Source organism: Plantibacter sp. H53, from assembly GCF_001650455.1.
Lineage (GTDB): Bacteria > Actinomycetota > Actinomycetes > Actinomycetales > Microbacteriaceae > Plantibacter > Plantibacter flavus_A.
In genome coordinates this window covers 242,705-256,522 of the sequence record NZ_LWCT01000001.1, presented here as the reverse complement: position 1 = coordinate 256,522, position 13,818 = coordinate 242,705, and the positions used below count along the sequence as shown (strand labels likewise).

Here is a 13,818-nt window from a genome sequence, read left to right as displayed (position 1 = left end):
ACTGCGTGAAAAGAACCTGACCAGTCTAGGCCAGCGACCCGGAACTCGCGATCACGCCGCGACGGGCCACGGGATCGGGCGCCAGCGCCTCAGCGGGATCGCTCGACCTTGTCGAGGAAGTAGGCGTGGAAACGGGTGTCGCCCGTGACCTCGGGATGGAAGGACGTGCCGAGGAGGTTCCCCTGCTCGACGGCGACCATCCGACCGTCGGGCAGCGAGGCGAGGGGTGCCACCGACGGACCGGCGGCTTCGACCACCGGCGCGCGGATGAACACGGCGTGCACGGGCGGGTCGCCGAGGACCGGGATCGACAGGTCCGTCTCGAAGGAGTCGAGCTGCGACCCGAAGGCGTTGCGCCGGACCGAGACGTCGAGCCCGCCGAGACTCTGTTGGCCGGCGATCCCGTCGAGGATCCGGTCGGCCAGGAGGATGAGCCCGGCGCAGGTGCCGTACACGGGCAACCCGGCGGTGATCGCTTCGCGCAACGGTCCGGCGAGGTCGAAGGAGCGAGCGAGCTTGTCCATCACGCTCGACTCGCCGCCGGGCAGGACGAGTCCGTCGATGCCGGTCAGTTCCGAGGGACGCCTGATGAGGCTGACGTCCGCCCCGAGGCCGGTGAGGACGGCCGCATGCTCGCGGAAGTCCCCTTGCAGGGCGAGGACGCCGACGCGTGCCGCCCCGGTCACGACGTCACCTGGTTCAGGGCGGACGCGGGGCTACCAGCCACGCTCGGCGAGGCGGTGCGGTGCGGCGAGGTCGGCGACGTTGATGCCGACCATCGCCTCACCGAGACCGCGGGACACCTCGGCGATGACCTGAGGGTCGTCGAAGAAGGTCGTCGCCTTGACGACGGCCGCCGCCCGCTGAGCCGGATTGCCGGACTTGAAGATGCCGGATCCGACGAACACGCCGTCGGCGCCCAGCTGCATCATCATCGCGGCGTCGGCCGGCGTCGCCACACCCCCGGCGGTGAACAACACGACCGGGAGCTTGCCGGTCTCGGCGATCTCGACGACGAGGTCGTATGGGGCCTGGAGGTCCTTCGCCGCGACGTACAGCTCGTCCTTCGACATCGACGACAGGTGCGCGATCTCGGAGCGGATCTTGCGGATGTGCTTCGTCGCCTCGGACACGTCGCCGGTGCCGGCCTCGCCCTTCGAGCGGATCATGGCGGCACCCTCGTTGATGCGCCGCAATGCTTCTCCGAGGTTGGTGGCGCCGCACACGAACGGGACGTCGAAGCCCCACTTGTCGATGTGGTTCACGTAGTCGGCCGGGCTCAGGACCTCGGACTCGTCGATGTAGTCGACGTCGAGCGCCTGGAGGACCTGTGCTTCGACGAAGTGGCCGATGCGAGCCTTCGCCATGACGGGGATGGACACCTCGGCGATGATCGATTCGATGAGGTCGGGATCGCTCATCCGAGCCACGCCGCCCTGGGACCGGATGTCCGCCGGGACGCGCTCGAGGGCCATCACGGCGACGGCTCCGGCGTCCTCCGCGATACGGGCCTGCTCGGCGGTGACGACGTCCATGATGACGCCGCCCTTCAGCATCTCCGCGAGTCCGCGCTTCACGCGGTTCGAGCCGTGCTGTCCAGTGGTCGTGCTGCTCTCGGTCATGATGGCGAGCGTACCGCCGGGTGGCCTGACGGTGCTCCGTCCACAGGCCGGAAATTGGACTTGGCTGGGCCGGTCCACCTGGACCGGCCCACGACGGATCAGGCCGAGGTGGGCCAGGCGTCCGCGATCGACTGCCGGACGTCGCCGAGCAGCTGCGGGAGCGCCTTGGTCTGGGCGATGATCGGGAAGAAGTTGGCGTCCGTCGCCCAGCGCGGGACGACGTGCTGGTGCAGGTGCGCCGCGATCCCGGCACCGGCCACGGCACCCTGGTTCATGCCGAGGTTGAAACCGTCATTCCTCGAGACGGACCGGACGACCCGCATCGCCGTCTGCGTCAGAGCGCCGATCTCGGCGACCTCCTCCGTCGTCGCGTCGTCGTACATCGCGACGTGGCGGTACGGGCAGACGAGCAGATGCCCGGAGTTGTACGGGAAGAGGTTCAGCAGAACGAAGGCGTGCTCGCCCCGATGCACGATGAGCGCCGACTCGTCGTCGAGCGTCGGCGCGATGCAGAACGGACAACCGTCGTCGGATGGTTGGCCCTGCTTGATGTAGACCATCCGGTGGGGCGTCCAGAGACGCTGGAACGCGTCCGGGACGCCCACCAGGTGGGAGGTGTCGATCGATTCGAACGACTCCGGCTCGGTGCCCGGGGTCATGCCGGCAGATCCGCTGCGGTGTTCACCTGCAGTTTCGCGGCGATGGCGGCGCGGATTCGGCGCACGGCGTCGGCGACCGGGACACCGTTCTCCTGGGTGCCGTCGCGGAATCGGAAGCTCACCGCGCCGTTGGCCTGGTCCTCCTCGCCGACGATCAGCTGCAGCGGGGTCTTCGCCTTGGTGTGGTTCCGGATCTTCTTCTGCATCCGATCGTCGGAGGCGTCGAGTTCCGCACGGACCCCGGACGAGCGCAGCTCGGCGACGACTCCGCCGAGGAACTCCTCGTACTGCTCGGAGACGGGGATACCGACGACCTGCACGGGGGCGAGCCACACCGGGAAGGCACCCGCGTAGTGCTCGAGCAGGATCGCGAAGAAGCGCTCGATCGAGCCGAGGAGTGCGCGGTGGATCATCGCCGGACGCTTGCGCGTGCCGTCAGCAGCCGTGTACTCCAGCTCGAACAACTCGGGGAGGTTGAAGTCGAGCTGCACGGTGGACAGCTGCCACGTCCGGCCGATCGCGTCGCGCGCCTGGACCGAGATCTTCGGACCGTAGAAGGCTGCGCCGGCGGGGTCGAGGACGAGTTCGAGACCGGACTCGACCGCCACCTGGCGGAGGGTCTCGGTCGCTTCGTCCCAGACCTCGTCGGTGCCGACGTACTTGTCGGGGTCCTTCGTCGAGAGCTCCAGGTAGAAGTCGTCGAGACCGTAGCCACGGAGGGTCTCCAGGACGAACTGCAGCTGGCGGCCGACCTCGTCCTTGACCTGGTCGTCGGTCACGTAGATGTGGGCGTCGTCCTGCGTGAGGCCACGGACACGCGTGAGCCCGGAGAGGGTGCCGCTCTTCTCGTACCGGTAGACCGTGCCGAACTCGGCGAGTCGGAGCGGCAGTTCGCGGTAGCTGCGCCCACGAGCCCGGTAGATCAGGTTGTGCATCGGGCAGTTCATGGGCTTCAGGTAGTAGTCCTGGCCCTGACGGGTGACGTGGCCGTCGGCGTCGACCTCCTGGTCGAGGTGCATCGCCGGGAACATGCCGTCCTTGTACCAGGCCAGGTGCTGGCTGACCTCGAACAGATGTCCCTTCGTGATGTGCGGGGTGTTCACCAGCTCGTAGCCGGAAGCGAGCAGGCGCTCGCGCATGTAGTTCTCGATCTCGTTGCGGATGATGCCGCCCTTGGGGTGGAACACCGCGAGACCCGAGCCGATCTCCTCGGGGAAGCTGAAGAGGTCGAGCTCGGCGCCGAGCTTGCGGTGGTCGCGCTTGGCCGCCTCCTCGATCCGCGTCTGGTAGGCGCGCAGCTCGTCCTTGGTCGCCCAAGCGGTGCCGTAGATTCGCTGCAGCTGCGGGTTCTTCTCGCTCCCGCGCCAGTACGCCGCGGCGAGACGCGTCAAGGCCCAGCCGTTGCCGATCATGCGCGTGTTCGGCAGGTGTGGACCGCGGCAGAGGTCCTTCCAGACCGTCTCCCCCGTCTTCGGGTCGACGTTGTCGTAGATGGTCAGCTCCGCGCCGCCCACCTCGACGTTCTCGTCGTCGGCTGCGGATCCACCCTTGAGGCCGATCAGCTCGAGCTTGTAGGGCTCCCCCGCGAGTTCCGCACGAGCCTCGTCTTCGGTGACGACTCGTCGCACGAAGCGCTGGCCCTGGCGGATGATGCGGTCCATCGTCTTCTGCAGCACCTTGAGCGCCTCAGGCGTGAACGGTGCGGCGACGTCGAAGTCGTAGTAGAAGCCGTCGGTGACCGGCGGGCCGATGCCGAGGTTCGCGTGCGGGTCGACCTGCTGCACGGCCTGCGCGAGCACGTGGGCTGCGGAGTGCCGGAGGATGTTGAGGCCGTCGGGCGAGTCGAGGTGCACCGGCTCGACGGTGTCCGTCTCCGTCACCGTGGCGGCGAGGTCCTTCAGTTCGCCGTTGACGCGCATGGCGACCACGGATCGGTCGGTGAACAGTGCGAACCCGTCACTCACGGATGATCTCTCTTTCTCAGGTGAAACCTTGGCCGTGCAAGCCTATCGTCGTCCACGACGGGGAGACGCTGCCGTCGGTCGGCGGGCATGGTTCGTGTTCGGTCGCATCGCTAGAGTGAAGGCCTACGACGTGACGGGGGTGGCGCTGATGACGGCTGGGCAGAGGAGCGGGGCTGCGACGGCGCTGTTCGCCGCGCTGCCCGTGGTCGCAATCGTGCACATCATCGCCCTCGCGTTCGGTCAGGAATGGCTGTCGCTCCTCACCAAGCCGTTCATCATGCTGGTCCTCGCGCTGGCGCTCGTATGGTCGGTCCGGCGGCTGTCGGCCGCTGCGGTCAGCGCGCTCGTCGCGATCATGTGCAGCTGGCTGGGCGACGTCGCCCTCATGGTTCCGGGCGAATTCGCGTTCGGCGTGGGGATCCTGTTCTTCATGCTCGCTCAGGCCGGTTATGTCTTACTCTTCGTGCGGCATCTGCGCACCAGGAACCGCCCGCCGGTCTGGGCGCTCGTGTACCTGGTGTGGCTCGTCGCCGGCATCGCGCTCCTCAGTCAGCAGGACATGGGGGCGCTGTATCCGGCGGTCGTCCTGTATGCCGTCGTGATCGGGGCCATGGCGGCGTCTTCCACGATGACGACGCCGACGATCGCCGTGGGCGGTGCGCTGTTCCTGGTCTCCGACTCGTTGATCGGGCTCGACCGCTTCGTGCCTGCAGTGACGATCTGGGCGGCGGACGAGATCATCATGGCGACGTACGCCGCGGGCCAAGGCATCATCGTGTGGGGCGTCGCGGAGGTCCTGCGTCGCCGGGAGCGGGCGGTCCTCGCCGTCTGAACGGACGTCCGGGCGTGCGACGGGTGGTCTGCGCAAGAGGTGGTCTGTGCAACGACGAAGGGCCCGAGCTGTTCGCTCGGGCCCTTCGTGTTCCTGTGGGCGATACTGGGATCGAACCAGTGACCTCTTCCGTGTCAGGGAAGCGCGCTACCGCTGCGCCAATCGCCCAGGTGAGTGGTGTTGCCAGCGAGGTGGCGACGGGATTCGAACCCGTGTGGACGGCTTTGCAGGCCGCTGCCTAGCCTCTCGGCCACGCCACCACGTGTGATGAAACACACTGTCGAGCGGAACGCTTGCACGTTCTCACTGACACTCGAGCGGATGACGAGATTCGAACTCGCGACCCTCACCTTGGCAAGGTGATGCGCTACCACTGCGCCACATCCGCATTGCATCCCGTTTCCGGGTGCTTGGAAACTCTAGCCGATGTTGACGGCGCTCGTTGACACCTCGGTGCGGGCGAGTCGGCCCAACCCTTGATGTTCCGCGGAAAAGCGGGCTGAAAATCGATGTCGCCCGGCGCGTCGGCGTCCAGGGTCGAACCACCCTTCGACAGGCTCGGGGACCAGAGCGGCCCGGCGGCCCTCCCCCGGTCACTGAGCTTGTTCCTGGTCACTGAGCTTGCCGAAGTGCCCACAAGCAACCCTTCGACAGGCTCAGCGACCGAGACGGGTCGGGCACACCTCTCCCGGTCACTGAGCCTGTCGAAGTGCCCACGAAGGAGCCTTCGTCGGCGGGGTCAGAATGGTGCGGGATCTGGCTCGGTCCGATACTGCTTGCCGTCGGGTGTCGTCCACTCGAGGACCCCGCCCGGCTGATGGTCGAGGTTCCATCCGGGGAGGTGCTTCATGCGGTGGTGATGTCGACACAGGCAGGCTGTCGACATCTGTGGTGCCTCCGTCCTCCCAGGCGACGGAATGATCGAGATCGCACGCCCGGGCCCGTCTCCCGCAGCCCGGTGCCCGACAGGTGCCGTCCCGCAACCGCACTGCCCGTTGGAGGTCGACCGGGACGCGGTACTGATGCCGGCCGACGGAGAGCACCGCACCGGTTTCCGGCTGGACCAAGATCCGGGTGAACCTGGGCGCGTTCACCGCGATCCGTGCTGCGGTCTCGGGGTCGATGGGGCCGTAGCCGTCCAGGATGGCCGGGGCGTCGGAGATGCCAGCCATGCTGAGCGCTGGGACCGTGATGTGGACCATGGGCCTGATGTGTTCCTGGACCTCGATCGGGTGCGGGAGGACCGGACTCGACATGACATCGTCGGGGGTCACGCCGGTGAGCGCGAGGGCCGCGAGGGCATTGGTCTGGAATTGTGCGCAGGTGCGGGTGTCGCCCTGCGGCGCGGCTTTCGGCGGCGGCTGCTGCGAGTCGCTCGGCGATGCCCTGCGCGATCGGCGCCGTGGTGAAGAGGTGCACCCAAGCCATACCGTCGGCGGCGGGTTCGATCTCGACGCGACGGTCGGCCTCGGAGCGGACCGCGCGGGCGGTGATGGACTCGGGATGGAGCCGCTCGCGCAAGACCCGGGCACTCGTGCGGAGGCCGGCGGCCGTCGTGCGCTCGGCGATGACGAGCACCTGCTCGAGGAACACCGCCCGCCCGGCGGCAGGGACGTCGCGGTGTTGGTCGGTGATCACCTGCGCGTGCCTCGCCGAGATGCGCCCGGCCTCAAGTGACGCCAGCACCGCCGGTGCGTCGTTCACGAGGCGCTCGGCGTCGTTCGTCGCACGCTGGATCGTCCGCTCCGGGATCCGGGTCGCCATCGCGAGGGCCGCACACGTCGAACGGCGGGACAAGGCCTGGCGCTCGGCCGGCGGGAAGATCGCCGGGACCGTAGCGTCGGCCAAAGCGTCAGCATCACTGACATTCCAGATGCCGAGTGAGGGTCGGTTGCGGAAGGGTCCTCGTGTGCCCTTCGACAGGCTCAGGGACCAGGAGGAGGGAGCCGGATTCGTGAGGTGGCTCGTGTGCCCTTCGACAAGCTCAGGGACCAGGAGAAGGGCGCCGGATTTGCGGAGTGCTCCGTGTGGCCTTCGACAGGCTCAGGGACAGGAGGAACGGCGCCGGACTCGCGAGAGTCTCCGGGTGCCCTTCGACAGGCTCAGGGACCCGAGGGGTGCTCGCGGGCGTTTCGACAGGCGGAGATACGGCGTTACCGGGCTGCCTGGCGCGGGGCGGGCAAGGTGCACGCGAACGACGAAAGCCCCCGGGGGTCCAGGGGCTTTCTGTGGTGGGCGATACTGGGATCGAACCAGTGACCTCTTCCGTGTCAGGGAAGCGCGCTACCGCTGCGCCAATCGCCCGGGTGGCGTGTGAGACACGACGCCGGGATGTTGCTGGTGGAACTGTGTTGCTGAGGTGAGGTGGCGACGGGATTCGAACCCGTGTGGACGGCTTTGCAGGCCGCTGCCTAGCCTCTCGGCCACGCCACCATGTGTGACCGAACACACTGCCGAGTAGGGCTCCTGCCGGAACAACACCACTGACACTCGAGCGGATGACGAGATTCGAACTCGCGACCCTCACCTTGGCAAGGTGATGCGCTACCACTGCGCCACATCCGCATTGCCCGCATCACTGCGTGCTCGAACGACTCTAGCCGAAACCGGGACCGATGTTCAAACCGGCACGCGTACTGGGTCGACAGCGTTGCGGATGTGCGTTCATCCCCCGCCATCGGCTAGTATCGTGACTCGCGGCTGTTCGGCACCTCTCCGGTGCGGACGACCTGCGGGCGATTGGCGCAGTTGGTAGCGCGCTTCCTTCACACGGAAGAGGTCATCGGTTCGAGTCCGGTATCGCCCACATCATCCACCATCGCCCGGGGTGTACCACCCTCCACTGCGGCGACTCACTCCGCGAGATCAAGACGTTCCGCCCTGGCAGCCCCTGTCCGGCGGGGATCGCTCGGGAAGCAGTGTCTGCACGCGAGCGGCGTGCCGAGTCCCTGCGCAGCCACGCCCCAGCCGATCGAGCCGGTGGCCATCGCGCGCATGAAGATGAGGATGCAGATCGAGGCTCCGCGGGACCGCACCCACTGCGGCAGGGTGAGCTGCAGCGCGAAGAGCGCGGAACGCAGCAGGATCCGGCGGACGAGGTGCGCGGACACGACGTACCGGACCCCGCTCGCAACGCTGCCCCGAACGCTCGTGGTCGTCGAGACCCGTCTGCGAGGGTCGCTTTCACCAGACGAGGGCGATCACGGCCACGACGAAGCTCAGCGCGTTGACACCGAACACGACGGGGGCGCCGAAGGCCGTGCCGATATTGCTCCCCAGCTGGGCGAACCAGAGCACCCTGAAAGCGGTGATGGCGATCGGCGCCCATGCCGACGGTTGCGACGATGGGATTGCCGAGGGTGAAGACATGGTCGAACGACAGGACGTCGTCGCGGCCCGGGCATCGTCGGTTTGTCGCAATCATCGAGCGGTGTCATCACCGTCGAGGGCCGGCTGGCGGCGACGCCCTATGGAGGATCATCGCCGGATCGTCAAGCTCCCCGTGCACCGAATCGTGCTGGCTACCGTGGACGCATGGCCATCACGGAACTGATCCTCGTCCGCCACGGTGAAAGCGCCGGGAACCTCGCCGCGTTGGAAGCCGATCGTGCCGGATCCCACCGCATCGCCGTCCCCGATCGTGACGCCGACGTACCCCTCTCGGCCCTCGGTGTCGAGCAGGCAGCCGCGGTGGGCGCTCGACTCGCCACCCTCGCTCCCGCCGACCGCCCTGACATCGTGTTCAGCTCGCCCTATCGGCGAGCGCACGAGACGGCCGTCGTCGCGCTCCGGACCGCCGCGTTCGACGCCGATGAGCTTCGGCCGGTCGTCGACGAACGGCTGCGCGATCGCGAACTCGGGATTCTCGACACCTTCACCTCGGTCGGCGTCGATGCGGAGTTCCCGGAGGAGGCCGCTCGACGACGGTCCCTCGGCAAGTTCTACTACCGACCGCCTGGAGGTGAGGCGTGGACGGATGTGGCCCTCCGCCTCCGCTCGTTCATCGGCGACCTGGACCGGCACGCCGACCGCACACGGGCCCTGGTGGTCTGTCACGACGCCGTCATCTCGCTCTTCCGCTACATCTGCGAGGGGTGGGATGAGCGTCGCGTCCTGGAGGAGGCCGCACTCCGTCCGACACCGAACGCCTCCTTCACCCACCTCGTCCACGACGGACGGGCCTGGAGAGCACGCGCGGCGAATGCGACCGCACACCTCCAGCAGGCGCAGGTGGCGGTCACCGAGCACTCGGGGGCGACCGATGTCCAGAGCTGACCCCACTATGCTCACGCCTGAGGTCCTCGCCGACTGGCCGCTCCCCGACCCCGGATCGTCGAAGGACGATCGTGGGTCGACGCTCGTCGTCGGTGGCGCGCGGATGACGCCAGGGGCGGTCGCCTTGGCGGGCCTGGCCGTCCTCAGGGTCGGCGCGGGTCGGATCACGCTCGCGGTCGGTGCGTCAGCATCGTCGCCACTCGCGATCGCCTTCCCTGAGGCAGGCGTCATCGGGTTGGCCGAAACCAGCGCCGGAGCCGTCCGGGGTGACGAGGTCGGCCGCCTCGAGGATGTCCTGGACGTCGACTGTCTGCTGCTCGGTCCTGGCCTCGACGACGCGGACGAAGCCGTGGCACTCCTCCACAGCCTGCGCCCGCTCCTGGGCGCCGACACCGTCGTGGTGCTCGACGCCTTCGCGCTCGGTGCCCTGTCACACGCTCCCGACTTCTCGAAGGGGCTGGAAGGTCGCCTCGTGTTCACCCCGAACGTGGCCGAGGCCGCGATCCTCCTCGACGTGGACGAGGCCGACCCGGACACGGCGGCGCTCGAACTGGCGCGACGGTACGGCGCCGTCGTCACCTGTCAGGGCAGGGTCTCCGACGGTGAGCGGGACTTCATCGCGCCCGGCGGGAGTCCGGCCCTCGGGACGGCGGGGAGCGGTGACGTCCTGGCCGGAGCGATCGCCGGGCTCGCGGCACGCGGACTCTCCCCGCTCGCGGCGAGCTGCTGGGGTACCGTGCTGCACGCCGCCTCCGGCGATCGGCTCGCAGACCGGATCGGCCCTCTCGGAGCCCTCGCCCGCGAGTTCGCGGACGAGTTCCCGACGCTCCTCCGAGAGCTCGGGCGACCCGTCACGGGGCGGTCCTAACCGACAGCGGGCCAGCGCCAGCCGGTGATCTCGGGTGCGTCCTCGCCGAACTCCCTGGTGTGCGCTCGGGCCCGGAGCCGGGCGTCCTGCATCTCCTGACGGAGACCCGCGAACCGCTCGCCGAGCCCCGGCGTCCGGTCGATCGCGTCGCACACGAGCGAGAACCGGTCGATCTCGTTGAGCATCACCATGTCGAACGGTGTCGTGGTGGTCCCGTTCTCGAGGTACCCGCGGACATGCAGCTGATCGTGCCCGTGGCGCTTGTACGTCAGCCGATGGATGAGCCACGGGTACCCGTGGTAGGCGAAGACGACTGGACGGTCCGTCGTGAACACGCTGTCGTACTCGGCGTCGGAGAGGCCGTGCGGATGCTGATCCTCACCCATGAGTCGCATGAGGTCGACCACGTTCACGACTCGGACCGACAGCTCCGGGATGCGTTCGCGCAGGATACTCACGGCGGCCAGCGTCTCGAGCGTGGGGACATCCCCGGCACAGGCCATGACGAGGTCCGGGCGCTCCCCCGCACGCTCTGAACCGGCGAAGGGCAGGATGCCGAGCCCGCGGGCGCAGTGCGCGCGGGCCTCGTCGACGCCGAGCCACACGGGTTCCTGGTCCTTGCCCGCGACGATGACGTTGATCTCGTCCGTGCTCTGCAGGCAGTGCTCCGAGACGGCCAGCAGGGTGTTCGCATCGAACGGCAGATACACCCGGATGACATCGGGCTTCTTGTTCACGACGTGGTCGATGAACCCGGGGTCCTGGTGGCTGAAGCCGTTGTGGTCCTGACGCCAGACGTGACTCGTGAGGAGGTAGTTGAGGCTCGCCACCGGGCGCCGCCACGGCAACTCACGTGAACCGTTCAGCCACTTCGCATGCTGGTTGAACATGGAGTCGACGATGTGGATGAAGGCTTCGTAGCAGGTGAACAGGCCGTGCCGACCGGTGAGCAGGTAGCCCTCCAACCAGCCCTGACACTGGTGCTCGCTGAGCATCTCCATGACCCGGCCGGCGCGGGCGAGATGCTCGTCGTCCGGGACGGTCTCGGCGTTCCACTGCCGTTCGGTCACCTCGAAGACCGCCTGGAGTCGGTTACTGGCGAGTTCGTCGGGAGCGAAGATCCGGAAGGTGGTCGGGTTACGCCGGATCACCTCCGTGAGCCACGACCCCAGGACTCCCGTCGCCCCGGCGTCGCGACCACCCGGGGCGTCCACCACGACGGCGGCGTCGTCGATCGCGGGGAGGTCGAGTTCCGTGCGCAGCAGACCTCCGTTGGCGTGCGGGGTCGCGCTCATCCGGGCCTCCCCGCGCGGAGCGAGTCCCCGCACGAGCGGAACCACCGCGCCATGTTCGTCGAAGAGCTCCTCAGGCCGGTAGCTCCGCATCCAGGACTCCAGGATCCGGGTGTGCTCCTCGGTGTCCCGAGCGTCGGCGAGCGGAACCTGATGCGCGTGGAACGTCCCCTCGACCCGGACGCCGTCGATCACCTCGGGGCAGGTCCAGCCCTTCGGTGTGCGCAGCACGATCATGGGCCATACCGGCCGTCCGGTGTCTCCGGTGGCGGCCCGGGACTTGATGGCCGCGATGCGGTCGAACACGACGTCGAGGACCTCGGCGAACCTGCGGTGTACCTCCATCGGATCCTCGCCGTCGAACCCGCCCTCGACGAAGAACGGTTCGTGTCCGTATCCACGCAGGAGACTCTCGAGTTCGGAGCGTGGGATGCGAGCCAGGACCGTCGGGTTCGCGATCTTGTAGCCGTTCAGGTGCAGGATGGGCAGGACGACGCCATCCTGGACCGGGTCGATGAACTTGTTGGAATGCCAGCTGGTCGCGAGCGGTCCGGTCTCCGCTTCACCGTCGCCGACGACCGCCGCGACGAGGAGATCGGGGTTGTCGAAGGCTGCGCCGTACGCGTGGCTCAGGACGTACCCCAGCTCGCCACCCTCATGGATGCTGCCTGGCGTCTCGGGAGCCGCGTGACTCGGTACCCCGCCGGGGAAGCTGAACTGACGGAAGAACCGGGTCAACCCTGCTTCGGTCTCGGCGACGTCAGGGTAGATCTCGCTGTAGGTGCCGTCCAGGTAGGCGCTCGCCAGGATCGCCGGCCCGCCATGCCCGGGCCCGGCGATGAACATCGCCGATTGGTGGCGCTCCGCGATCACGCGGTTGAGATGCGCATAGGTCAGATTCAACCCCGGAGCGGTCCCCCAGTGGCCGAGGAGCCGGCGCTTCACATGAGCGGCTTCGAGCGGGCGGCGGAGGAGCGGGTTGTCGAGCAGGTAGATCTGCCCGACGGACAGGTAGTTCGCGGCGCGCCACCAGGCGTCGACCTGTTCGATGCTCCGCTCGGACACCGGCTCGCTCGTGTCGCGAGGCCGCCAGCTGTCCGTCGTCGACCCGTCCCGTGCGTTGTGCGTCATCGTCCCAAGATCCCAGGTCGAGCGACCGCAGGCCAGGGTGGTGCGTCGCTCCTGCGAGCGTGCTAGAGCGTCGGCGGGCGGTGCCGACCGGTACCGGCCGTCGCGCCCCACCAGTCGAGGTACGCGCTCGCGGTGTCCGGCAGCGCGGGGCGGAGGCTGCGACCGGCGTGCAGGCGCGTCCGGGAGGGATCCAGCCAGGCCGCGGCCAACTCGGTGTGCAGCGTCGACGGGTCGTAGCGGACCATCGTCTCCGGGCGCAGTTGCTCCATCTCCGCTGCATAGCGCGAGTCGACGACGAGCGGCCGGCGGCCTGCCTCGACCCAGTCGAGCATGGAGCGTGACGCGGAGACATGGCCGTGCGCGGCCAGGGGTATGCCGGGGCGCGAGATCTGCGCGGTGAACGCCGCATCGTCGAGATACCCGGTGACTTCGAACGAGACACCGACGGCGCGCGCTTCCGCTTCGAGGGCGAGCACGTCCGCTTCATGCCCGGCCGAGGGGCCGCCGATGGCTCGGACGACGACGTCGGCGACCTGGTGACCGGTGGCACGGAGATCCTCCGCCGCACGCGCAGCCGCCTGGACCGCCGACGAATGACCCTTACCTGGGTAGATGAATCCGGCGATGAGGACGGTGAGTGGGCGGGCCGTTCCCGTCAGCGATGAATCGTCGGCCGTGACCGCCGCCGTCCCGATCCGGGAGCCGAGCGGAATGGCGTGCGGAACGGTCGCGGCACTGACACCGAGGAACTCTTCGGCGAGCGCCTGCTCGTGCCTGCTGTTGACGGCCGTCGCGTGGGCGGCTGCGATGAACCGTGCGTAGGCGGCGATGCGGCGGTCCAGCATCCTGCCGTCCGAGGTCTGCGGGACGTCGTGGAGGGTGACCGTCAACTCGGTGGCGTCTGCGAGGCGCTCGACGGCTTCCGCCGCCTCCTCGGGCGACCGGCCGAACAGGCGGTCGGTGACGTGGACGTGTGCTCGGCCCACGCCGTCGAGCAGGTGCACGGCGTGGGACGGGGTCGGGGCGTCCAAGCGTTCCGCGCGAGGGTCCGTGGTGATTACGGCGTCGGCGACGTCGATCGCGTACTGGACGACGCCGTGGTGCTGTGGGCCGATCATGAGGAGACGGGGTGGGGCTGCGATCACCTGCGTCATGGTGGTGCAGTGGGGGGCCTG

The 13,818-nt window shown here is 68.4% G+C and carries 11 protein-coding genes, 7 tRNA genes and 1 pseudogene; 4 read left to right on the top strand and 15 right to left on the bottom strand.

Annotated elements, in window-relative coordinates:
- Positions 1-89: 89 nt before the first annotated feature.
- From pdxT to thrS, 4 genes are all read right to left on the bottom strand, one after another.
- A complete protein-coding gene (pdxT, locus tag A4X17_RS01160; RefSeq protein WP_064293813.1) occupies positions 90-686 on the bottom strand; it encodes a pyridoxal 5'-phosphate synthase glutaminase subunit PdxT in 597 nt (198 codons plus the stop codon).
- Between the two features lie 30 nt (positions 687-716).
- A complete protein-coding gene (pdxS, locus tag A4X17_RS01155) occupies positions 717-1,622 on the bottom strand; it encodes a pyridoxal 5'-phosphate synthase lyase subunit PdxS (RefSeq protein WP_064293812.1) in 906 nt (301 codons plus the stop codon).
- 98 nt (positions 1,623-1,720) lie between these two features.
- Positions 1,721-2,281 (bottom strand): HIT domain-containing protein, encoded by a 561-nt coding sequence (locus A4X17_RS01150; RefSeq protein ID WP_064293811.1) that lies wholly within the window; start codon positions 2,279-2,281, stop codon positions 1,721-1,723.
- Positions 2,278-4,200, bottom strand: coding sequence for a threonine--tRNA ligase (gene thrS, locus A4X17_RS01145; RefSeq protein ID WP_199862131.1), 1,923 nt, complete (start codon positions 4,198-4,200; stop codon positions 2,278-2,280). The genes A4X17_RS01150 and thrS overlap by 4 nt, the downstream gene beginning before the upstream one ends.
- A 193-nt stretch (positions 4,201-4,393) precedes the next feature.
- Here thrS and A4X17_RS01140 point away from each other — a divergent pair, with 193 nt between their 5' ends.
- The gene (locus tag A4X17_RS01140) at positions 4,394-5,077 is read left to right on the top strand and encodes a lysoplasmalogenase (protein WP_064293884.1); all 684 of its coding nucleotides are present in this window, start codon (positions 4,394-4,396) and stop codon (positions 5,075-5,077) included.
- A 96-nt stretch (positions 5,078-5,173) separates the two neighbouring features.
- Here A4X17_RS01140 and A4X17_RS01135 read toward each other — a convergent pair.
- The 7 genes and pseudogenes from A4X17_RS01135 to A4X17_RS01105 form a co-directional block, all read right to left on the bottom strand.
- A tRNA-Val gene (locus A4X17_RS01135) sits at positions 5,174-5,245 on the bottom strand.
- 21 nt (positions 5,246-5,266) lie between these two features.
- A tRNA-Cys gene (locus A4X17_RS01130) sits at positions 5,267-5,337 on the bottom strand.
- Positions 5,338-5,393: 56 nt separating this feature from the next.
- Positions 5,394-5,465, bottom strand: a tRNA-Gly gene (locus tag A4X17_RS01125).
- 304 nt (positions 5,466-5,769) lie between these two features.
- Positions 5,770-6,841 (bottom strand): annotated as a pseudogene (locus tag A4X17_RS19805) (DUF222 domain-containing protein).
- Between the two features lie 465 nt (positions 6,842-7,306).
- Positions 7,307-7,381: transfer RNA gene (locus tag A4X17_RS01115), tRNA-Val, on the bottom strand.
- 58 nt (positions 7,382-7,439) lie between these two features.
- Positions 7,440-7,510: transfer RNA gene (locus A4X17_RS01110), tRNA-Cys, on the bottom strand.
- A 60-nt stretch (positions 7,511-7,570) separates the two neighbouring features.
- A tRNA-Gly gene (locus A4X17_RS01105) sits at positions 7,571-7,642 on the bottom strand.
- 168 nt (positions 7,643-7,810) lie between these two features.
- On the opposite strand from A4X17_RS01105, the gene A4X17_RS01100 reads away from it, so the two are divergent.
- Positions 7,811-7,883, top strand: a tRNA-Val gene (locus tag A4X17_RS01100).
- Positions 7,884-7,929: 46 nt separating this feature from the next.
- On the opposite strand, the gene A4X17_RS19595 is transcribed toward A4X17_RS01100, so the two are convergent.
- The gene (locus tag A4X17_RS19595; RefSeq protein WP_064293808.1) at positions 7,930-8,187 is read right to left on the bottom strand and encodes an MFS transporter; all 258 of its coding nucleotides are present in this window, start codon (positions 8,185-8,187) and stop codon (positions 7,930-7,932) included.
- A gap of 73 nt (positions 8,188-8,260) precedes the next feature.
- Positions 8,261-8,446 (bottom strand): MFS transporter, encoded by a 186-nt coding sequence (locus A4X17_RS19590; RefSeq protein ID WP_231884256.1) that lies wholly within the window; start codon positions 8,444-8,446, stop codon positions 8,261-8,263.
- Positions 8,447-8,611: 165 nt separating this feature from the next.
- On the opposite strand from A4X17_RS19590, the gene A4X17_RS01090 reads away from it, so the two are divergent.
- On the top strand, positions 8,612-9,352 hold the full coding sequence (locus A4X17_RS01090) for a histidine phosphatase family protein (RefSeq protein WP_064293807.1): 741 nt from the start codon (positions 8,612-8,614) through the stop codon (positions 9,350-9,352).
- On the top strand, positions 9,339-10,220 hold the full coding sequence (locus tag A4X17_RS01085) for an ADP/ATP-dependent (S)-NAD(P)H-hydrate dehydratase (protein WP_082915824.1): 882 nt from the start codon (positions 9,339-9,341) through the stop codon (positions 10,218-10,220). The genes A4X17_RS01090 and A4X17_RS01085 overlap by 14 nt, the downstream gene beginning before the upstream one ends.
- Here the strand turns inward: A4X17_RS01085 and A4X17_RS01080 are convergent.
- The gene (locus A4X17_RS01080) at positions 10,217-12,643 is read right to left on the bottom strand and encodes a phosphoketolase (protein WP_064293883.1); all 2,427 of its coding nucleotides are present in this window, start codon (positions 12,641-12,643) and stop codon (positions 10,217-10,219) included. The two genes, A4X17_RS01085 and A4X17_RS01080, sit on opposite strands and share 4 nt — an antisense overlap.
- A 62-nt stretch (positions 12,644-12,705) precedes the next feature.
- Positions 12,706-13,788 carry a hypothetical protein gene (locus A4X17_RS01075; protein WP_064293882.1) on the bottom strand — a complete coding sequence of 361 codons (1,083 nt, stop codon included), beginning with the start codon at positions 13,786-13,788 and terminating at the stop codon, positions 12,706-12,708.
- Between the last annotated feature and the right edge of the window lie 30 nt (positions 13,789-13,818).